The sequence below is a fragment of the Promineifilum sp. (SeqCode) genome (assembly GCF_041918635.1).
GTDB lineage: Bacteria > Chloroflexota > Anaerolineae > Promineifilales > Promineifilaceae > Promineifilum.
In genome coordinates, this window is sequence record NZ_JAYRVJ010000541.1 from 1 (window position 1) to 20,852 (window position 20,852).

Sequence of the window (20,852 nt, forward strand, 5' to 3'; positions counted from 1 at the left end):
CATGCAGACCAATCAGCCCCCTGTCCAGTACGTGCCCGCCACCCTGCCTCCAGAGCGACCGCGCCGCGGCTGCGGTTGCGTGGGTGGGGCCATCTTGGGCGCTATCGCCCTCATCTTGCTCCTCGGCGTGGGCGGCGCGGCGGCCGCCGGCGGCCTGCTCTACTCCACCTGGTCGCGCGAGATCGAGACCGGCGTCGCCAGCCTGGAAGCAGCCCGCACCCGCGAGACGTTCGAGACGACGCAGATCATGGATCGCAACGGCGAAGTCCTCTGGGAGATCTTCGGCGAGGGCAAGCGCACCCGCGTTCCCCTGGCGCAGATCCCGCCCCACCTGGTGCAGGCCACCATCGCTGTCGAGGACGATACCTTCTACGAGAACATCGGCCTCGACGCGCCCTCGCTCTTCGCCGCCGTCATCTCCAACCTGCGCAACCCCGACGCACGGCCGGTGGGCGGCAGCACCATCACCCAACAGCTCGTCCGCCACGTCGCTTTCGACTTCGAGGAGCGCGGCGCGGTCTCCTACAACCGCAAGGTGAAAGAGATTGTGCTGGCCTGGATGATGAACCGGGATTTCACCAAGGATGAAATCCTGGAGATGTACCTGAACGAGATCTACTATGGCAACCTGGCCTACGGCATCGAGGCCGCGGCGCGCACCTACTTCGCCAAGCCCGCCGCCGACCTGACGCTGGGCGAGGCCAGCCTGTTGGCCGGCCTGCCGCAAAGCCCCGTCGATCTGGACCCGCTCACCAACCTGGAAGGAGCCAAGGAGCGGCAGTGGCTGGTGCTGAACCTGATGGTCAGCGAGGGGTTCATCGACCAGGCGGCGGCCGAGGCAGCCTACCTGGAGCCGCTGACCTTCGCCCCCCAGGAAGTCAGCCTGGAAGCGCCCCACTTCGCTGTCTACGTCCGCCAGCAGTTGGAGGAGCAGTACGGCGCGGAGGTCGTCGCCAACGGCGGCCTGCGCGTGACGACCACGCTGGACATGGAGTTCCAACGGCTGGCCGAGCGGCTGGCCCGCCAGCACGTCAGCCAGATCGCCCCGGAGCACAACCTGACCAACGCCGCCCTGGTGGCCATGAAGCCGGGCAGCGGCGAAATTCTGGCCATGCTCGGCAGCGTGGACTACCAGAACGAGGCCATTGACGGCCACGTGAACGTCACCCTGTCGCCCCAGCAGCCGGGCAGTTCCATCAAGCCCCTGACCTACGCCCTGGCCCTGTCGCCCGTGGACGGCGGCGACCCGCGCTGGACGGCGGCCGACGTGCTGTGGGATGTGCCGGTGGATTATGAGCAGGTCAGCGGCGAGCCGTATGTGCCGGTCAACTACGACGGCGCGTTCCACGGCCCGGTGCGCCTGCGCATCGCCCTGGCGAATAGCTACAACATCCCCGCCGTGCTGCTGTTGCAAGACGTGACCGTGCCGCGCCTGCTGGAGTTCGGCCGGGCGCTGGGCCTCAGCACGTGGACGGGCGACTCCAGCCAGTACGGCCTGTCGCTGACGCTGGGCGGCGGCGAGGTGACGCCGCTGGAACTGACGGCGGCTTACGCCACACTGGGGAACGGCGGCAACAAGGTCACGCCCGTCTCCATCCTGAAGGTGGAGCGCACCAACGGCGAGGTGCTGTTCGAGTATCAGCCGGCCGAGCCGCAGCGTGTGGTGGACGAGCGCGTGGCCTACCTCATCAGCCACATCCTCGACGATGACGCGGCGCGCCGCCCGGCGATGGGCAGCCCCAACCCGATGGAACTGGGCTTCCCGGTCGCCGCCAAGACGGGCACGACCAACGACTTCCGCGACAACTGGACGATGGGCTACACGCCCGGCCTGGCCGTCGGCGTCTGGACGGGCAACAGCGACAACAGCGAGATGGTGGACATCAGCGGCTTGACCGGCGCGGCTCCGCTGTGGGGCAGCTACATGGAGCAGGTCTATAGCAATAGCGGCCTGGTGGCCCGGCTGGCGGTCAACGGCCAGCAGCCGCCAGCCGACTTCGTCCGCCCGGCGGGCATCAGCGAGCGCCCGCTGTGCGCGCTGAGCTCGGCTACCATCGGCTCGACGGAGTGCGTCGCCAGCGGCGACGAGTTGTTCCTCGACAGCACCGTGCCGCCGACGCCCATGCCAACGGTCGATAGCCCGGCGGCCTTCCTGGAGAAGCTCGACCCGGCCGTGTGGCGCGCCCTGGCCGTGCCGCTGCCGCCCGCGCCGGAGACGGCCGAGGTCGTCCTGACGCCGGAACAACTGGAAGACCAGCCGCCGGCGCAACTCTTCTGCCACTTCCCGGACGCGACGCCGCTGGACGTGCTGCCGCCGCAGGCCGCGGCGCAGGTCTTCCTGGCCCCGCCGCGCAACCCGGAGAGCCTGAAGCCGGCCCACGAGTGGGCTCAGGGTAACAACGTCGCCATCCTGCCGACGGCGTCCTGCACCGAGGAGTTGCTGGCGCTGGGGCTGGGAGCCGGCGAGACGGCGGTATGGCGCATCACCTCGCCCAAAGAGGGGGACACGATCAGCGGCAACATTCCCATCGTCGGCACGGCCAGCTTCGACCCGGCCGTGGTGGAGTTCTACAAGATCGAGTTGGGCATCCCCAGCGGCTCAGAGATTCAGTGGTTGACGCTGGGCGAGACGCACGACACGCCGGTCGTGAACGGCCAGCTAGAGGTATTGCAGGCCGAGGCGCTGCCGCCGGGGCCGTACTTCCTGCGGCTGATCGTCGTGAAGGATAGCAACTACGTGGGGGAGCCGCATCAGATACAGATCATGATAGAATAGACCTCAACCATCGTAGGAGGCAAGTTCATGATAGAAGCCGGGATGAGTACAATAACAGTGCGGCTCCCTAAGGAGCGGCTGGTTGAGTTGGAGGAGGTCGCTGCACGGTTTCAGGTATCTACCGAAGATCTGGCGCGCATTGGCATCGAAGAGTTTCTATCCCAGCCGGACGAGGTGTTTCAAAGCGTCATCACTTACGTGCTTCAAAAGAACGCTGAACTGTATCGACGTCTCTCGTGATATATTACCTAACGCTGAATGAATTGCTGGAAATTCACCGTCGGGTTATGCGGCAGGCAAGCGCTGAGGCGAGAGTCTCAACTTGAACGCTCTCGAGGCTTCGCTTGCCACCCCGCGCATGACCTTTGCCGGCGATGACCTCTACCCTACCATTGTTGAAAAAGCTGCGGCCCTCGCTTACTCCCTCATCCTGAACCATCCTTTTCTAGATGGCAACAAGTGGACAGGACATGCGGCTATGGAAGCGTTTCTGCTTCTGAACGGTTACGAACTCGTTGCGCCGATAGATGAACAAGAGAGAGTTCTTCTACAATTAGCGTCGGACGTATTGCGCCGCGACTCATTCACTCAATGGGTTCGCGCCCGTGTCATTGTGCGAGAACAGTCGTAACCTATTCCAACTTCTCTTTGACTTACTTGTGGTAATTGCTATGTTTGCTGTCAGTCCTGCGCTGCTGGAAAAATCCCGTTCAGTCCTATGCGCCTGGCCGCGCCTCATCTGGCTCATCGGCGGCTCCTGCTCCGGCAAGTCCACCCTCTCGCGGGCGCTGGCGGCCCGGCTGGGCGTCGAGCGCTACGACGTGGACGAGGCCGTCTTCGGCCGCTTCCAGTTCGACCCGCAGCGCCACCCGGCCACCGCCGCCTGGTCAGCGGCCGACGACCCGTTCGGCTGGATGCTCTCCCATGACTGGGAGACGTTCAGCGCCCTCTACCGCGCCACCAACGCCGAGACGCTGGACCTGCTGGCCGGCGACCTGGCCGGCCGGCCTTCCACGCCGCTCATCGTGGACGGCGGCATCTCCCACCCGTCGGTGCTGGCCCAGGTCATCCCCGCCGGGCGCATCATCTGCCTGGAGACGACGGACGAGACGCGGGCGCGGGAGTGGGAGACGGCCGAGGGGCGGGCGTGGATGAAGAATCGGGTGCTGGCCATGCCCGACGGCGAGGGGATGTGGCGGCGATTCCTGGAGTACGACCGGCGGCTGGCGGAACTGATCGGCCGGGAGAGCCGAGAGTGGGGGATACCGGCGTTCGCGTGGGATGGAGGGATGACGGTGGAAGAACTCGCCGAGAGGGTTATACAACACATCACGAGCGCCCCCACATTTCATCTAGCACCCGCCTGACTTCCCCCGGCAGCGACCACGTCGCCCGGCCGGTGTCGTCGTGGCGCACCGCCAGCCCCTGCGCCGCCAGTTGCTCCAGCGTGACCAGCGCCGTCGATCGCGTCACGCCGCTGTTCAGGCTGATGGCCCGCGTCGTGGCCGGCAGCGGCAATAGCCCCATCGAGAGCACGATCTTCAACTGCATCCCCGACAACTGGCGCACCAGTGTCTCCAGCTCCAGCGGGTCGTGCTCGCCGCGCTCTTCGCGCCGCCGCTTGCGCCTGAAGGCGGTCAGATCGACGCCGTCCGGCAGCAGGTTGTCGGGCAGGCCGAACTCGTGCAGCGTCAGCCGGTAGAGCGGCGAGCGGGTGAAGTAGAGCGCCGCGCTCAGCCGCTCCAGCGGGTCGTCGTCGAAGTAGTCCAGCACCGCCTGGCGCAGCACCGCCAGCAGCAGCCGCTGCTCCGGACTCAGCCGCTCGGACACCTCCAGGTCGATCAGTTGCCGCAGACGCTCTTGTAAGTCGTGTTCGTTCATGGCGTTCGTGTTCATGGTTCTCCGGGAATGCAGGCATTGTTGATCCACGTTGCGAACCCATTGTATGAAATCATAGAACGCTTGTGCTATTCAATTTTTGGCACTTAACGATGCACTTTACGGCATCCTGTGGAGAGGAAGAAGGAGGGGGACGCGGTACATGCCACCTCAAGCGATCCAGAAGGACGGCAGATTTTTTCCAGCGCGTCACAGTTCAACGACCGGCGCTGATGGCTCCCTCGGTTTCCTTCTCCTAGCCAATCCCAATAGAACATAAGTTCTAATGGAATAGCTAGTGTAGCATGAAGGGGCGTGAAAAAAGCGTGAAAATTCTGCGTGGAACGTGATGAGGAATGCGACAGAGTTCTAAGGGGTAGCGCCCGATGGCGCTACCCCCGAGAACCTCGGAAGAAGAGAGGAAAGAACGACCCCGTCAGCCAGGCACGAGAGAGACGGAGGCGGGATAATCGCTAAGGAGCGCGCAGGCGTTGCGGCCCATCTCCAGGGCCAGCGCCCGCTGCGCGTCGGCCTGCGCCAGCCCCATGTTGACGCGCTTGATCTCGGCGTACTCGGGCGGCGCGGCCGGCAGGTTCGCCAGCACGTGGTGCGCCAGCGCTTCTTGCGTCGCAAAGGACAGTTCCGTATTCGTTCGCCACAACTCCGCGAACGGGGCGGCGAATACGCCTCGCGCATCCGCCTCGCCGGCGTCGCTGTAGTGGCCGGGCAGCACCAGCGCGTCGGGCGGCGTCATGGCCCGCAGCGTCGTGAAGATGGACTCGTAGCTCAGGCGCGTCCACGACTCCGCCCGGCCGCCCAGGTCGGGCCGGCCGACGCCGCGCAAGAAGAGCGAGTCGCCGCTGAACAGGTAGCACTCCCCTTCGAGCGTGCTCGCCAGCAGCGCCACGTGGCCCAGGGTGTGGCCCGGCGCGTGCACCGCCCGCACCGTCACGCTGCCCAGCCTGAAGCGGTGGCCGTTGCGCAGCGTCTCGTAGGGGATGACGGCGGGCATCACGTCGAGGGGGTGGATGGCGTCGTAGGGATGCAGGTAGTAGGGCGCGCCGGTGGCCTCGGCCAGCGCCGGCCCGCCGCTGATGTGGTCGGCGTGGGCGTGGGTGTCGATGATCAGGCGCGGCGCGGCCCCATGGGCGGCCAGCAAGCGCCGGTACTCCGCGATGTGGTGCGACGGGTCGATAATCGCCCCCCAGCCGTCGCTGATGATGGCGTAGCTGAGGCAGCCGCGGGCCACGCGCTCGATCTGGTAGATCGCGGCGGAATCACTTTCCAGCACGGGACGCACCATGTGCAGCCGCGACCACTCTTCCATGCCGCCGGCCAGATTGGCGGCCTGATAGCCGCGCTTGCGCAGCATAGCCGCTACCAGCTCGCTCGTGCCGCCGTGGACGCAAACCACGACGATCGGCCGGCCGGCGGGGACGCAGGCCAGGGCCTCTTCCACCGTATCATCCTCGATAAACTCGAAGTAAGGAATGTTGAGCGTTTCCGGCGTGTGGCGCGTCTCGATGCGCGCGCGCTGGAACGCTTCGCTGTTGCGCACGTCCAAGATCAACAGGTCGCCCGGCTGCTGCAAGCGCTGATAGAGCGTATTGGCCGATAGAAGCTTGGGAAACATGGGCGTTCAACCCTCGTCGGACAGCGCGTCCCTACTCAAACGAATAACTGAACATCGGCGCCGGCGGCGTAGTCGAGGAACATACTCGCCCCGCCGACTTCTGCCTGCGGGATGAAGTCATCGCAGGTGAAGCCAAACACGTCCATCGTCATCTGGCAGGCGATCAGGCGCACGCCCAACTCGACACAGGTGTTGCGCAGTTCGGCCACGGTGGCCACACCTTTCTTTTCGAACAGCTGCTTCATCAGCCCCGTGGCCATGCTGTTGAAGCCGGGCACAGTCATCAGGGCGGTGGGGATGGGCCACTCGATCTTCTGCATTCCGGGCGGGCCGAACGGCAGCTTCATCGGCATGGCCGGGTTGCCCAGCGGGCTGACGGCCGCGTCCAATTCGTGCTTCAGCAGAGGCAGGCCGTAGAAGGTGAAAAAGATGCCCACGTCCCAGCCCATCGCCGCGCCAGCGCTGGCCAGGATGAAAGGCGGGTAGGCCCAGTCGAGCGTGCCCTTGCTGGCGATCAGCGCCAGCCGCCGCGGCGCGTAAGGATCCATCTTGCTCATGCCCACTGACTTGTCCCCCGTTCCGCTTAGCGCGTGCGCTGAAAGTCGAAAATGAACCGGCCACTGTCGCTGTAGCTGTGCACCAGCCGGTGGCCGGTCTGGCGCGCCCACGCTTCCATGTCCGGCGGCGCGCCGGGGTCGGTGGCGATGACGCGCAACACCTGGCCCACCTCGATCTTTCTGATCCCCTTGGAGGTCTCGACGATGGGAAACGGGCACAGCATGCCCGTGCAATCAACAGTCCGGTCTACCTTTGCGATCATGGTCTTTCCCCTTCCGCCATCCTTCGTAGCGAATTTGCGGCGATCACCGCGCGAACATGGGGCAGTATAGGGGCGGCCAGTCACAGCGGGGTCGCCGCGCAGTAACAAGAGGGTAACGAAAGCCGGCGCGCCTGGGCATTTTGACGCGGGCGCGAACACATTCTGAAGCTAAAGCTAAGGGTTAATCGCCGACAGTGAGGTGCACAATCAGGTCGCCAAAGCGGGCCACGGCCTGGGGAGGAATCTGGTAGGCGTAACCGGCCACCAGACGTACCCCCTCCAGCCACGTGCCATTGCTGCTGTGCTGGTCGATGAGGACGTAGCCGCCCTCCGCCCACTGGATGGTGGCATGGCGGCGCGAGACGCCGCGATCCAGCCCGTCGTAGCCGGTCAGGTCGAGATCGGGGGCGAAGGCGGCGTCGGGGTCAGCCCGGCCGATCTGGATGACGGCGGCGCGCAACTCCACGTCCGCGCCGCGGTGGGGGATGTGAACGCGCAAGGGGGGCGCGGCCACGGCCGGGGCGAGCGTCTCTACGCGCTGCCGGGCGACCGGACGCGGCGGCTCATCGGCCGGGGCGCTCCGCCGGATCGTGGCCTCGGCCGGCGATTGGCCGGCCAGGTGCGCCCGCGCCGCGGGGTGAACGCCTGCGCCGCAGTCGTCGCAGAAGAGCGTGCCGGGATAGTGGGTCGCGCCGCACTCGGGACAGGCGATCATGTTCCCGTCTGCCCCATCAGCGAGCGCGTGCCGTACTTCAGCACCTTGCGCCCCTCCAGCGACATCGTGCCCAGGTGGGCCAGCCGCTGCGCCTCCAACTGGGCCTGCTTGGCCAGCCGCAGGTCGCCCGTCTCCAGGTAGCGCGCCGTCAGCCGGCGCATGCGGGCCGCGGCCGTGTCCAGCTTGCCCGACTGCGCCTCTTCCCACGCCTTCTCCTGCATCCGGTACAGATTCAGGCGGCGCGCGGCCTCGATCAGCGCCGCCGGCGGCGCGGCCTCGCCCTCCCGGTTCAGGACGACGAAGGGCGCGTCGCGGCCGATCGCCTCCTCTGCGCCGCCGGGGGTGGTGTAATGCGCGTGGAGCGGCAGGCGGAAGCGGGCGCTCATCGACTGCGGCGCGACCAGGAACTCCAGCAGGAGCGACAACGGGGCGCGCCCCTCCAGATCGCCCAGCGGGATGGGGTCGGCGTCAACGGCCAGCGGTTGCGGGAAGGGGGTCAGCTTGAAGCCGCCGCGCAGGGTGAAGGGAGCCGGCCAGCCCCGCTGCAGCGTCACGTTGCGGGCGTAGATCGCGCCCAGCCCCTTCAGCCGCTCCTCCAGGTGGGGCAGCACGTCGGCTGGCTGCTCAATGAAGTGGGATTGGCCGCCGGAAGGGGCTACCAGCGCGTCGAGGAAGCTGTCGTTCCAGTCGGCCCCGATGCCGAAAGCGGTCAGGCCGATGCCTCGCCCCGCCGCTTCGGCCGCCAGCCGGAGGCAGTCGTCGGCGTCGCCATAGGTGTGGCCGTCGGTCAACAGGATGAGGTGGCTGGTGCGCGCCTCGCCGGCCAGCCGCGTCACCTCGGCCAGTCCGGCCCGCAAGCCCTGGAAGATCTCCGTCCCACCGGAAGCGGCGATGGCCTGCAACTGCCGGCGCGGCGCGCGCCAGGCCGCGGCTGTTTCCGGCTGGACGCTCTGGGCCGCTGCGCCCAGCGTCGCCGCCGGCAGCACCACCTCGGCCCGGTCGCTAAAACTGACCAGCGACAGGGCGTCATCGGGGGCCAGCTTGTCCAGCAGCAGGGCCACGGCCGCCGTCACCTTAGCCAGCCGCTCGCCGCGCATGGACGTGCTGCGGTCGATCACCAACCCCAGGTTCAGGGGACGCCGGCCGTCTTCTAGCGCCTGGCGCGGCGTCAGGGTCAGCAGGGCGTAGACGACCTGGAGCGTATCCAGTAGGGCCAGCCGGTCGGCGCTGACCACTAGCTCAAACTCCAGCGCCCCGCCGCCGGTCGTCTCGGCCACCAACGAATCGTAGAGGCTGCGCCGCTGCGGGTTGCTCAGTACCTCGTAGGCGTAGCGCAGGCGGTCGGCCGTCTCGCCTACCGGACGGCCCGCGCCGGTGCGGGCCAGCCAGGCGGCGTAGGCGGCCTCGATCTCGTCCGTCGTCGCCCGCCGGCCGACGCCGAGGAGGGTGTAGAGGTCGGTTGGATCCATGGGCTAGGGGCTAGGGGATAGGGGCTAGGGATTAGGGGCCAGGGGCCAGGGCAGAACACGCTTCCCTGGCCCCTAGTTCCTAACCCCTGGTCCCTGTTCAGGCGTAGCCCACCACCGCCGCCGTAATATTGTCCGGGCCGCCGGCGGCCATGGCGGCTTCGTAGAGGCGGTCGGCGGCGTCTTGCAGCGTCCCCTCGCCGCACAGCGCGGCGGCCAGTTGCTCCTGGGACACCGAGCCGTACAGGCCGTCGCTGCATAGCAGCAGCTTGCAGTTGTCGGGCAGGTCGAGGGCCAGCGTGTCGGCCGTCAGCGCGCTCTCCTGCCCCAGCGCTTGCAGCAGGACGTGGCGATAGGGGTAGGTCTCGGCGTCTTCCGGCGACAATTGGCCCGCGTCCTGCAGCCGGCGGGCCAGCGAGTGATCCTCGGTCAGCAGCCGGAGTTGGTCGCCCTCCTGCACGTAGGCGCGCGAGTCGCCGACGTGGGCCACGTAGGCGCGGTGGCCCAGCACCAGCGCCGCCGTCAGCGTCGTGCCGCCGTTGCGCTCCGGTTCCGGCTGGTAGACCGCGTCATGGGCGGCGAAGACGGCGCGCTCCAGGGTGTCCAGGATGTCGGCCTCCTTGGGTAGGGGGCGCTGGCGCAGCAGGGTGAAATAGAGATGGGACAGGACGAACTCGGCGAAGACGCGGGCCGCCGTGTTGCTGGCGACGTGCCCCTCGGTGTGACCGCCCATGCCGTCGGCGACCACGTAGAGTCCCAACGTCGGCAGGTCAAAGTGCCCGCCGAACGTGGAGGTGATCATCAGGCAGGAATCCTCGTTGCGATCCCGCACCGCGCCGGTCTCACAGCGGTAACCGCATTGCAAGCTGAGGGTCTTCGCGTCCATAGCCAGGCTCAGATGGGTAGGGCGTACAGACAATGGTCTGTCGCGCCGGCATAGATGACACCGTTGACGATGGTCGGCGCGCCGATGAGCGGGCTGCCGGTATCGAAGCGCCATTGCAGCTCGCCCCGGCGCACACTGACCCCATAGAGGCTGCCGTCGGTCGAGCCGAAGTAGACCGTGTTGCCCCAGACGGTCGGTGAGGCCACGACCTGGCCGTTGGTGGCAAAGGCCCACAGCTGCCGGCCGCTGATCATGTCGATGGCGTAGAGGCGGCCATCGGCCGAGCCGACCAGCAGCGTCCCCTCGAACAGCGTCGGCGTGGAGATGATCGGCCCCTGGGTGCGGAAGCGCCAGATGGGCCAGCCCGAGCTGGCGTCCATGGCGTAGACCCGGCTGTCGCTGGAGCCGACGTAGAGGATGTCATCGGCCACTTTGGGTGACGAGGTGACGGCGCGCTCGGCCCGTGTCTGCCACTTGGGTTTGCCCGCGCCCAGTTCCAGCCCCAGGATTTGGCCGCTCTCCGTGCCGAAGTAGACCAACTCCTCCGACACCCACGGCGTCGAGCGCACCGGGCTGTAGACGTTGGTCTTCCAGTAGAGCTGGCCGCGCATGGCGTTGACGACGTAGAAGAAGCCGTCGTCGGCGCCGAAGAAGACGTGGTCGAAGCGCACGGCCGGGGTGGAGTAGATAGCCCCCTCGGCCGTGAACTGCCAGTTGACCCGCCCCTTGCGCAGTTGCAGCGAGGCGAGGGTGTGGTCGGACGAGCCGATCAGCACCGCGTCCTCGTGGACGATGGGCGAGCCGCCGATGCCGCCACTCGTTGGATATTTCCACAGGAACTCGCCCCGGTCGGCGGTGATGGCGTAGAGGTTATTGTCGTAGGCGCCGACGAAGATAATGCCCTTGCCCGCCGCCGGCCGGGAGCGAATCTCGTCCTCGCAGCGGAAGACCCACAGCGGCTTGACCTGGCTGATGCCGGCCTTGATGATGGCCGCCGGCGCGCCGCCCGGCGCGGCCCCGTCCGCCCCACGCCCGCTCTCCGTCAGGCCCAGGCGCTGATCAAGGTCGGACTCGTCCAACTCATTGCGCGACAGGACGAGCAGCGCCTCGCGCAGGGCCATCGCGTCGGGGAAGCGATCCTTCGGATCGTAGGCCAGGCAGCGCATGATGATGGCCTCGAAGGCGCGGGAGATGCCGGGGTTGGCGGCGCGGATGGGGCGCTCGCTGAAGGTGAAGGGCGTCTCCTGGCGCGGGTCCTGGCGCGTCAGCAGGTGGTGGAGCGTCGCCCCCAGGCCGTAGACGTCGGCCGCGGGCGTCGCCTCGCCGCGGTACTGCTCCGGCGGCGTGTAGCCGGCCGTGCCGATCATCGTGCCCTTGTCCTCGTTGGCCTCGAACAGCTTGGCGATGCCGAAGTCGATGAGGCGAATGTGGTTGTAGGGGTCGAGCATGATGTTCGACGGCTTCAGGTCGCGGAAGACGATGGGTTGCGGCTTCTGGCTGTGCAGGTAGGCCAGCGCGTCGCAGACCTGGAGCGCCCAGTCGAGCGCCTTCTGCTCGTCCAGGTACTCATCCGTCTCATCGAGCCACTGTTGCAGGTTCTGGCCGGGGACGAACTCCAGCACCAGGTAGCTGCGGTTGCCGTCGGTGAAGTAGTCGAAGATGTCGGGGATGGCCGGGTGGTTGAGCATGGCCAGCATGCTGGCCTCGCGCTCGAACGACTTGATGGTCAGCTCGCGCATCTCCGGGTCGGCCGTGCTGATGACCATCTCCTTGACGGCGCACAGGCGCGTGACGGACGGAAAGCGCAGGTCGCGCGCCCGGTACACGGAACTGAAGCCGCCCACGCCGAGCGACCCCATGACCATGTAGCGCTCCTGGAGCACACTGCCCGCTTGCAGCCCGTTCGGGTCCTGGCGGCCCAGCGGCTTGCTGTCGCCTTTGGTCGGTTTGTTTGGCATCTCTCGCGTGCCGAATTCCATAGGTCAATTATAGGGCCGCGACGGCCGATTCTTCAAATGAATTTAGCGTGAACGTCGCCAGAGCGTCTCGCCGCCGACGAAACCGGCCGGCGGCGGCTCGTCGCCGCCCAACATCGCGTCCAGGGCGGCGATCATGGCCCGTTGCCCCTCCTCGCGCAGCTTGCGGGCCAGGTCATCGTGGCCGGCGAAGAAGGAGCTGAGTTGGGACTGGTAGGCGAGCACGGCGGTCGTTTTGGCTGCCAGCGCCGCTTCGGTCAGCCAGATCGTTTCGTTTGCCCAGCCGTCGCGCGCTTCCGGCGGCAGCACCTCTTCCAGCGCGCCGGGGGCCATGGTGTACGGGTAGTCTTCATAATAGAAGGGAGCGGCAAAAACGCGCTCCCCCGCCCGGCGCGTCGCCCCGTGGTCGATGTGGTGGCCGACGCCCAGCGGCAGGTAGACCCGGCCGGCGGGCGGCAGCGCGGCGAACGCCTCGGCCAGCGCGTCGGTTGTGCCCTCGTCAGCCAGGACGGGCGCGCCGAACATGTCCATCGGGCCGCGGTAGAGCGGCAGGCCGTCCGGCCCGGCACGGTAGATGCAATCGAGGAAGGGCAGGTGCAGCACGTCCGCCCCCAGCATGGCAAAGGCGGCGCGATCCTCGGCGCGGCGGCGGGCGACGATGCCCGCGGCGGCGTCCGCTGGAGTGACCCCCTCGGCGGCCAGGCTGTCGGCCCAGCGCCGGTGCAACGAGTGCACCGTCTCCGACGGGAAATCGGCTGGCGGTTCGGCGGCTGTCACCGTGACGACGAGCACCGATTGCCCGGCCGCCGTGCGCAGGGCGATTTGCCCGCCGCAGGAGAGGGCGACGTCGTCGAAGTGGGGGGAGAGGTATAAGTGGTTGTAGTGATCTTTCATAAGACGATGTAGAGCCTAGAAACCGGGTTTCTTCCGAGAAACCCGGTTTCTACACTATAATACCACAACCATGACCAACCGCCTGACCCATCTGGACGAGTCCGGCCGCGCCCGCATGGTCGACGTGGGCGACAAGGCTATCACCGAGCGCGTCGCTGTTGCCCGCGGCCGCGTCACCATGCAGCCGGAGACGCTGCGCCTGCTCATCGAGGGCAATTTGCCCAAGGGGGACGTGCTGGCCGTGGCCCAGGTGGCCGGCGTCATGGCCGCCAAGCGCACCAGCGAGCTGATCCCTCTCTGCCATCCGCTGCTGCTCAACCAGATTGTCGTCACCTGCGCGCCTAACCCGGCCGACGCCTGCGTGGACATCGAGGCCACCGTGCGCGTGTCGGGCAAGACGGGCGTGGAGATGGAGGCGCTGACGGCCGTCGCCGTGGCCGGGCTGACCATCTACGACATGGCTAAGGCCGTCGACCGCGGCATGCGGCTGACGGATGTGCGGCTGGTGCGGAAGTCGGGCGGGCGCAGTGGGGAGTGGGGGGAAGCGCAGGGGAGCGGGGGAGCGGGGGAGCAGGGGTGAAAGAAGCGTTGGCCGACGAACTCTTGTCTCCCCTGCACCCCCGCCCCCCTGCTCCCCTGCGCATCCTGCATCCAACTACAGGGTTACAATAACAGTGACTATCGAGCTAACCATCCGCCTCTTCGCCACGCTGAAGGATCGGGCCGGGAGCGACCGCATCCGCGTGGCGCTGCCCGACAACCCGACGACCGTGGCCGCCCTGCTCGACGCGGTGCGCGCTGGCTATCCGGCGCTGGCCCCGGCGCTGCCCTCGGCGCTGGTGGCCGTCAACCGCGCCTTCGCCGGGCCGACGACGCCGGTCAACGCGGCCGATGAGGTGGCGCTCTTCCCGCCCGTCAGTGGCGGCCAACTCCCTCTCCCCCCGGGAGAGGGACGGGGAGAGGGTCACGACCTCCCGACCCCTCTCCCTATGGGAGAGGGCTGGGGAGAGGGCCATGCCTTCCCACACCCCACCTACTTCGCCGTCACGTCCGAGCCGCTGGACATCGACGCGGTGCACGCCCGGCTGGGCGGGCCGGAGATCGGGGCCATCGTCAGCTTCACCGGCTTCGTGCGCGGCCAGACACAGCGCGATGGCCTGCCGGCGGAGACTATGCACCTCGACTATGAGGCGTATGAGGACATGGCCGAGGAGAAGATGGCCCAGATCGCCCGCGAGATTTGGGCGCGCTGGCCGGAGGTGCGCGGCGTGGCCCTGGTGCAGCGCCTTGGCCGGCTGACGGTGGGCCAGGTGACGACCTTCGTCGCCTGCGCCGGCCGCCACCGCGACCAGGGCGTCTTCGAGGCGGCCCGCTATGGCATCGACCGGCTGAAGGAGATCGTGCCGGTCTGGAAAAAAGAGGTCGGCGCCGACCGCAGCGTGTGGGTCGAGGGCCACTACCGTCCCACCCCCGCGGATAATCTATGAGTAATCCGCAGATTTGGCAGATTCGGCCGATTTAAGAACCTCACGCGAAGACGTAAAGAACGCAAAGATAAGAGCTTTTGCTTTGCGTCTTTGCTGAGTCTATTGAAAAATCTGCCGAATCTGCCAAATCTGCGGATAAACTTTCTTGGAGCAGTATTATGGAAAACGGAGACGGATCGCGCCGGCGCGTGGTGGTGACCGGCGTGGGCATGATCACCCCCCTGGCCCACAACGCCCCCGACACCTGGGCGGCCATCCTGCGCGGCCAATCGGGCTTCGGCCCCATCACCCTGGTGGACAACCCCCACCACACCATCGGTGGCCTGTGCGAAGTCAAGGGGTTCGAGCCGGGCGACTACATGGATCGCAAGGACGCCCGCCGCCGCGACCGCTACCAGCAGTTGGCGACGGCCGCCGCGGCCGAGGCCATGCGCCACGCCAACCTGCCCATCACCGATGACAACCGCGAGCGCGTCGGCATCACCATCGGCACGGGCATCGGCGGCCTGCGGACGGTCGTGGAGCAGGAGGCCATCGTCCACGACGGCGGCTTGCGCCGGCTCAGCCCGTTCGGTATCACGATGATCATGCCCAACGGCGCGGCCGGCATGCTGGCGATTGACTACGGCATCCACGGCCCTTCCACCACCGTCGCCACAGCCTGCGCCGCCGGCAACGACGCGGTCGGCCACGCCTATCGCGCCATCCGCTATGGCGAACTGGACGCCGTGCTGACCGGCGGGACAGAGTGCATCATGACCTCGGTCGCCATCGGCGGCTTCGAGCGGGCCGGGGCGGTCTCCACGCGCTCCACGGACACGCCGCGGCCTTTCGACGCCAACCGGGATGGGCTGGTCATCGGCGAGGGGGCGGGCATGCTGGTGGTGGAGAGCCTGGAACACGCCCGCGCCCGCGGCGCGACCATTCTGGCCGAGATCGCCGGCTACGGCCAGACGACCGACGCCCACCACATTACCGCCCCGCCGGACAGCGGCTCCGGCGCGACGCGGGCCATGTGCAAGGCGCTGGCCGATGCCGGCCTGCGCCCGGAGGATGTGGACTACGTCAGCGCCCACGGCACGGCCACGCCGCTGAACGACACGGCCGAGACGGCGGCAGTGAAGGCGGCGCTGGGCGAGCATGCCTACAACGTCGCCATGAGTTCCACCAAGTCCATGACCGGCCACATCATGGGGGCGACGGGGGCCATTGAGACGGTGTTCTGCGCGCTGGCCATCCGCGACCAGATCGTGCCGCCGACTATCCACTACGCCACGCCCGACCCGACGTGCGACCTGGACTATGTGCCCAACGAGGCCCGGCCGCGCCGCGTGCGGGTCTGTCTGAACAACGCCTTCGGCTTCGGCGGCCACAATGCCGTCCTCGTCATCCGCGAGTTTGAAGAATAAAAATCCGCAGATTACGCAGATTAAGATAGGGACCAGGGGTTAGGGACTAGGGACTAGGGAAAGAACGTTCTTCCCTAGTCCCTAACCCCTAGAACCTAGCCCCTGTTTTATCTGCGAGATCTGCGGATAATACCGCTTATGGAAGATTTGCTGGAGTTTGGCGAGCGGTTGGGGGTGGAGTTTCGCGACTACTCGTTGCTGTCGCGCGCGCTGACCCACCGCTCTTACCTCAACGAGAATCCCGCCACGGCGCTGGAGGACAACGAGCGGCTGGAGTTTCTGGGCGACGCGGTGATCGATCTCGTTGTCGCCAACTTCCTCTACCACCGCTTCCCGGAGGTGGACGAGGGAGAGCTGACCGCCCTGCGCGCCGCGTTGGTGCGGGCGGAGACGCTGGCCCAGTTCGCCCGCGAGGTGGATTTGGCCCGCTACTTGCGGCTGGGGCAGGGCGAGGAGGAGGGCGGCGGCCGGGAGCGCATCCCGCTGCTGTGCGCTTCCTTCGAGGCCGTCGCCGGCGCGATCTACCTGGATCGGGGCATCGACGAGGTACAGGCGCTCATCGAGCGGCTTATCCGGCCGGCGCTGGATCAGATTCATACCCAACAGCTCTACAAAGACGCCAAGAGCGAATTCCAGGTGTGGGCGCAGGCCCGCTTCAACATCACGCCCCACTACCGCGTGACCCACAGTGAGGGGCCTGACCACGCCCGGACGTTCACGGTACAGGTATCCGTCGGCAGTGAGGTGTGGGGCGAGGGGCGCGGGCGCAGCAAGCAGATCGCCGCCCAGGGCGCGGCGACTGAGGCCATGAACCGGGCCTCGCTAACGCCGGATGCCTAGCTCACGCAAAGAGCGCAAAGAAGCAAAGAACGCGAAGAAAGAACCCTTTCTGACTTTGCGCCCTCGCGAGCCTTTGCGCTCTTTGCGTGAGCCTCTTAATCTATTGAGCGAGGCCTATGCCTGAGCGCCAACGTTTGCTTATCGTGGGAGGCAGCGGCTATCTGGGCCGCCACCTGGTGCGGCGCGTCGCCGCGGCGTGGCCGGGCGAGTGGCGCTACAGCACCTTCTCGGCCGACCCCCACGGCCTGCCGCAGGGCGTGACGCTGGACGTGCGCGACGCGGCGGCCGTCGCCGATCTGATCGAGACGTTCGCCCCCGATGCGGTCATCCACACCGTCGGCTCCAACCGGGCGGCCGATATGGCGGCGGTCATCGTCGAGGGCACGCGCCACGTGGCCGCGGCGGCGGCCGTGGCCCGCGCCCGCCTGGTGCACCTCTCGACCGACTCCGTCTTCGACGGCGCTTCCGCCCCCTACGACGAGCGCGCCTGGGCCGCCCCGCTCAACGAGTATGGGCGGGCCAAGGCGGAGGCCGAGGTCATCGCCCGCGCTCACCCCAACGCCGTCATCGTCCGCACGTCGCTCATCTATGGCCTGGAGGAGATGGACAACGGCACGGCCTGGATGGCCGAGGCGCTGCGGGCCGGGCGGCCGGTGACGCTCTTCACCAACCAGCGGCGCAACCCGGTGTGGGTGGAGACGCTGTGCCGCGCCTGCCTGGAGCTGGTCAACCTGGATTACCGGGGCGTACTCAACGTCGCCGGGCGGCAGGTGATGACGCGGGCGGAGTTCGGTTTGCGGCTGCTGGATTGGTGGGGGGTGACGGAGCGGGCGACGCTCATGCTGACCGAGGACGACGGCCGCCGCTGGCCGCTCGACTGTGCGATGGACGTGAGCCTGGCGACGCGCCTGTTGACGACGCCGCTGCCGGGGGTGGATGAGGTACTGGCAACCAGGACCTGACAGGTTTCAAGAGATCGTCAACTATGGGCCGGTTGCCGCGCTGGAGATGGCTAGATATAATGATCCTTGTTGCCGATCTGCTGGCTGACAAAGCAACTGTTCCATAGGCTGAAAGGTTGGCAAGGTTATCGCCCCCATAGCTTAACGGCAAAGCAGATGACTTTTAATCATTTGATGGGAGTTCGATTCTCTCTGGGGGCATCGATAAGAGGTTGTACCGCTGAATAAGGTACAGCCTCTTTCTTTTATCTGAAGTGCGAAAGCGCTTGGCAGAGTTGAGGGAACCGGTCTAAATGGCCTTAAAGACATGCGTGCGTTGCGGGGAGACTAAGGACGAAACCGAGTTTGTGTGGCGAAACAAATCACTAGGTCGTCGATGGGGAACTTGCCGTACCTGTCAGAGCGAGCAGTGAAGAGATTGGTACGAGAGAAACAAGGAAAAACACGTCGCCAATGTCTACAGAAACAAACTCAGGAAGGCTGCGGAAGCGCGCGCCTATGTCTGGCGATACCTGGAATCTCATCCCTGTGTAGACTGCGGCATCAGCAACCCCATTGTCCTGGAGTTTGACCACGTAAGGGGCACGAAGGTTATGGCCGTATCGGAGATGGTCGGGCAGGGATATCCAATTGAAATGATTCAGCGAGAGATTGACAAGTGCGTCGTGCGTTGCGCCAATTGTCACCGGGAAAAAACGTTCCAGGAAAGAGGGTGGTTCACCGGCTAACTACACGTGTCGTGCTGAATCAACGGAAAACAAAACAGCCACCTCTTACGAGGTGGCTGTTGTGGATCCGATGCCAGGAGGGGAGCATCTAGACCCGGCGGCCGCTCCCGGTCGAGGAGAGGGTGGAAGACGACCTGGGTCTAGCCGGGGTGTTCCAGTCGCGTTTCTCTCGTGCCAGTTTGGGGGGGAGGAGTTCCTCTTATACCCGTCTAGACTTAGACAATAGTATAACGAAGTCGGTTCGATTTGTAAAGTAGTATTAACGCCAGATGAAGCCCAGTTTACAATTCTTTTACAAAAATTGGGTAGTACTTCTGGGTCATTGACATAAGTAGGTATTTTCCCGCACACCTGTTCGATTGGCTTTTACCGGTCGAAGCGGGGATAATATGCCCCGCATTGAGGGAGAAATGGCGCAAACGATCAAGGGACTGTACAAGCTGAGCCGACCGATGTCAACGCTGACGGGCGTGCTGGCCGTGGGGCTGGGCGGCTACGTGGCCGGCACGGGGGCGTGGGGCAAGGTCGCCCTGGCCGCGCTGGCGACGCTGTTCGTCTCGGCCTCGTCCAACGCCTGGAACGACTACCGCGACATCGAGATCGACCGCATCAACCAGCCGCGGCGCCCCCTGCCGTCGGGCATGGTCAGCCCGCGGGCGGCGCTGGTCTTTTCCTTCGTCATGGCTGCCCTGTCGATCCTCGTCTCAGCCTTCATCAGTCCGGCCGCTTTCGTCATCGCCGTCCTGTCTAACGCCTTGCTCTATCTCTATTCCATCCGGCTCAAGAGCACCGTCCTGCTGGGCAACGCCACGGTGGCCCTCATCTCGGCCATGAGCGCCGTGTTCGGCGGCGTGGCCGCGGGCAACTACCGGCCGTCGCTGTGGCTGGGGGCGGTCATCTTCGTCGGCATCCTGGGGCGCGAGGTGCTGAAGACGCTGGCCGACTACGAGGGCGACCTGGCCCACGACGTGCGCACCATCGCCACGGTCTGGGGGCCGCGGGCCGCGCGCATCGTCTTCTTCCTGCTGCTGGGGATGACGGCCATCGTCATGCTGGCCCCCTATCTGTTCGACTTTTTCCGGCCGGTCTATGCCTACATCGTGGCCCTGGGCGTCTTCCCGGTGGCCTACTACGTCATCGTGCGCGTCCACCGCGAGCGCACCGGGCCGCAGTTGGAGCGGCTGAGCCAGTTGCTCAAGTATGACTTCCTCATCTGGTTCGCCGCCGTCCTCCTCGGCGCGGCCGTATAGAAGAATCCACAGATTTCACAGATTACACAGACTTTGAAAGAAGCTCACGCAAAGTACGCCAAGATTGCTAAGAACGCAAAGAAGTATATTCCCTTAGCGCTCTTGGCTTTCTTTGCGCTCTTTGCGTGAGATTCTTAATCTGTGTAATCTGTGAAATCTGTGGATTCTCTTCTCAGGATATATCTATGACTTACTATGCCCAGACGATGCCGGGGGTCGAGGAGATCGCCTGGCTGGAGATACGCCAGCGACTGAAGGGGGCGCACTTCGTGCGCTACCTCTTTGCCAAGGAGCAGAACGGCATCGTCGTCTTCGACTACCCCGGCCCGGCAGCTGACCTGCTGCGGCTGCGCACGACCGAGGACGTGTTCATGCAGATCGCCTACCACGACGACCTGACCCGGCTGAAGCGCGACCTGAAGCAACTGTATGAGCTGGTGGCGACCGGGGAGACGGTAGGTCGGGCGGCCAACGACTACCTGCGCGTCCGCCGCTTCAGCGCCCCGCCGACCTACCGTGTCATCAGCCGCCAGTACGGCCGGTTCGAGTACACCCGCAAAGACCTGACGGCCACCATCTGGCGCGCCCTGAAGGTGCGCTACCCGCGCTGGACGCCGGTAGCCGACGACAGCCAGGTGGAGTTCTGGGCCAACCTGCTGGGCAGCCAATTCCTGCTCGGCGCGCGGCTCAGCGACCGGACGATGCGCCACCGCTTTGAGCGCAAGGTGGAGTTGCCGGCGGCGCTGCGGCCGTCGGTGGCCGCGGCGATGGTCTTCCTGACCGAGCCACAGCCGGGCGAGGTCTTTCTCGACCCGATGGCCGGCAGCGGGACGATCCTCTACGAGCGGATGCAGGCGGGGCCGTTCGGCAAGGTGCTGGGCGGCGACATCGAGCAGGAGCGGGTGGACGCGGCGCGCAAAAACGTGCGTGGCAGCCGCAAGAAGCCAACCGCCGGCGACCCGCCGGTGGACATCCAGAAGTGGGACGCGCGCAAGCTGCCGCTGGACGACGCCTCGGTGGACAAGGTGGCGACGAACCTGCCCTTCGGCAAGCAACTGCGGGCGGCCGAGCAGCCGGCCAAGTTGTACCCGCCGGTGCTGGCCGAACTCCAGCGCGTCGTGCGTCCCGGCGG

19 protein-coding genes, 1 tRNA gene and 1 pseudogene are annotated in these 20,852 nt (G+C 66.3%); 12 read left to right on the forward strand and 9 right to left on the reverse strand.

Translation table 11 applies throughout. The features are described 5' to 3' along the window. From ACE3UY_RS16235 to ACE3UY_RS16250, 4 genes and pseudogenes are all read left to right on the forward strand, one after another. The coding region (locus ACE3UY_RS16235; RefSeq protein ID WP_374688538.1) for a transglycosylase domain-containing protein at positions 1-2,776 on the forward strand (2,776 nt) is incomplete at its 5' end. 27 nt (positions 2,777-2,803) lie between these two features. Next, entirely contained in the window at positions 2,804-3,016 is a 213-nt protein-coding gene (locus ACE3UY_RS16240) for a DNA-binding protein (RefSeq protein WP_374688539.1), read from the forward strand. A 47-nt stretch (positions 3,017-3,063) separates the two neighbouring features. Next, positions 3,064-3,407, forward strand: a pseudogene (locus tag ACE3UY_RS16245) (type II toxin-antitoxin system death-on-curing family toxin). A gap of 40 nt (positions 3,408-3,447) precedes the next feature. After that, positions 3,448-4,143, forward strand: coding sequence for a hypothetical protein (locus ACE3UY_RS16250; RefSeq protein WP_374688540.1), 696 nt, complete (start codon positions 3,448-3,450; stop codon positions 4,141-4,143). Here ACE3UY_RS16250 and ACE3UY_RS16255 read toward each other — a convergent pair. The 9 genes from ACE3UY_RS16255 to ACE3UY_RS16295 all read right to left on the reverse strand — a co-directional run bounded on the left by ACE3UY_RS16255 (position 4,106) and on the right by ACE3UY_RS16295 (position 13,044). Beyond that, positions 4,106-4,672, reverse strand: a complete 567-nt coding sequence (locus ACE3UY_RS16255) for a hypothetical protein (protein WP_374688541.1) — start codon at positions 4,670-4,672, stop codon at positions 4,106-4,108. The genes ACE3UY_RS16250 and ACE3UY_RS16255 overlap by 38 nt on opposite strands. Positions 4,673-5,090: 418 nt before the next feature. Then, on the reverse strand, positions 5,091-6,287 hold the full coding sequence (locus tag ACE3UY_RS16260) for an MBL fold metallo-hydrolase (protein WP_374688542.1): 1,197 nt from the start codon (positions 6,285-6,287) through the stop codon (positions 5,091-5,093). Between the two features lie 35 nt (positions 6,288-6,322). Beyond that, positions 6,323-6,844: a DsrE/DsrF/DrsH-like family protein gene (locus tag ACE3UY_RS16265; RefSeq protein WP_374688543.1), complete on the reverse strand. Its 522-nt coding sequence runs from the start codon at positions 6,842-6,844 to the stop codon at positions 6,323-6,325. Positions 6,845-6,870: 26 nt separating this feature from the next. Further along, the gene (locus ACE3UY_RS16270; RefSeq protein ID WP_374688544.1) at positions 6,871-7,107 is read right to left on the reverse strand and encodes a sulfurtransferase TusA family protein; all 237 of its coding nucleotides are present in this window, start codon (positions 7,105-7,107) and stop codon (positions 6,871-6,873) included. Positions 7,108-7,288: 181 nt separating this feature from the next. After that, positions 7,289-7,822 (reverse strand): FHA domain-containing protein, encoded by a 534-nt coding sequence (locus ACE3UY_RS16275; RefSeq protein WP_374688545.1) that lies wholly within the window; start codon positions 7,820-7,822, stop codon positions 7,289-7,291. Beyond that, positions 7,819-9,291, reverse strand: a complete 1,473-nt coding sequence (locus tag ACE3UY_RS16280) for a VWA domain-containing protein (protein ID WP_374688546.1) — start codon at positions 9,289-9,291, stop codon at positions 7,819-7,821. Before ACE3UY_RS16280 ends, ACE3UY_RS16275 begins: the two co-directional genes overlap by 4 nt. A gap of 97 nt (positions 9,292-9,388) precedes the next feature. Beyond that, on the reverse strand, positions 9,389-10,174 hold the full coding sequence (locus ACE3UY_RS16285) for a PP2C family serine/threonine-protein phosphatase (RefSeq protein WP_374688547.1): 786 nt from the start codon (positions 10,172-10,174) through the stop codon (positions 9,389-9,391). Between the two features lie 8 nt (positions 10,175-10,182). Further along, the gene (locus tag ACE3UY_RS16290) at positions 10,183-12,132 is read right to left on the reverse strand and encodes a PQQ-binding-like beta-propeller repeat protein (protein ID WP_374688548.1); all 1,950 of its coding nucleotides are present in this window, start codon (positions 12,130-12,132) and stop codon (positions 10,183-10,185) included. A 63-nt stretch (positions 12,133-12,195) separates the two neighbouring features. Continuing rightward, positions 12,196-13,044, reverse strand: coding sequence for a PIG-L deacetylase family protein (locus tag ACE3UY_RS16295; protein WP_374688549.1), 849 nt, complete (start codon positions 13,042-13,044; stop codon positions 12,196-12,198). 70 nt (positions 13,045-13,114) lie between these two features. On the opposite strand from ACE3UY_RS16295, the gene moaC reads away from it, so the two are divergent. The 8 genes from moaC to ACE3UY_RS16335 form a co-directional block, all read left to right on the forward strand. Then, positions 13,115-13,624 (forward strand): cyclic pyranopterin monophosphate synthase MoaC, encoded by a 510-nt coding sequence (moaC, locus tag ACE3UY_RS16300; protein ID WP_374688550.1) that lies wholly within the window; start codon positions 13,115-13,117, stop codon positions 13,622-13,624. A 94-nt stretch (positions 13,625-13,718) separates the two neighbouring features. Continuing rightward, complete coding sequence (locus ACE3UY_RS16305) at positions 13,719-14,531, forward strand: molybdenum cofactor biosynthesis protein MoaE (RefSeq protein ID WP_374688551.1); 813 nt, start codon at positions 13,719-13,721, stop codon at positions 14,529-14,531. Positions 14,532-14,689: 158 nt separating this feature from the next. Then, positions 14,690-15,940, forward strand: a complete 1,251-nt coding sequence (gene fabF, locus ACE3UY_RS16310; RefSeq protein ID WP_374688552.1) for a beta-ketoacyl-ACP synthase II — start codon at positions 14,690-14,692, stop codon at positions 15,938-15,940. Positions 15,941-16,078: 138 nt separating this feature from the next. Then, positions 16,079-16,780, forward strand: a complete 702-nt coding sequence (rnc, locus tag ACE3UY_RS16315) for a ribonuclease III (protein WP_374688553.1) — start codon at positions 16,079-16,081, stop codon at positions 16,778-16,780. A 116-nt stretch (positions 16,781-16,896) separates the two neighbouring features. Beyond that, entirely contained in the window at positions 16,897-17,742 is an 846-nt protein-coding gene (locus ACE3UY_RS16320) for an NAD(P)-dependent oxidoreductase (RefSeq protein WP_374688554.1), read from the forward strand. Between the two features lie 130 nt (positions 17,743-17,872). After that, positions 17,873-17,943: transfer RNA gene (locus tag ACE3UY_RS16325), tRNA-Lys, on the forward strand. A gap of 937 nt (positions 17,944-18,880) precedes the next feature. Further along, positions 18,881-19,720 carry a geranylgeranylglycerol-phosphate geranylgeranyltransferase gene (locus ACE3UY_RS16330; RefSeq protein ID WP_374688555.1) on the forward strand — a complete coding sequence of 280 codons (840 nt, stop codon included), beginning with the start codon at positions 18,881-18,883 and terminating at the stop codon, positions 19,718-19,720. A 185-nt stretch (positions 19,721-19,905) separates the two neighbouring features. Next, positions 19,906-20,852: methyltransferase domain-containing protein (locus tag ACE3UY_RS16335; protein ID WP_374688556.1), on the forward strand; the 947-nt coding region annotated here is incomplete at its 3' end.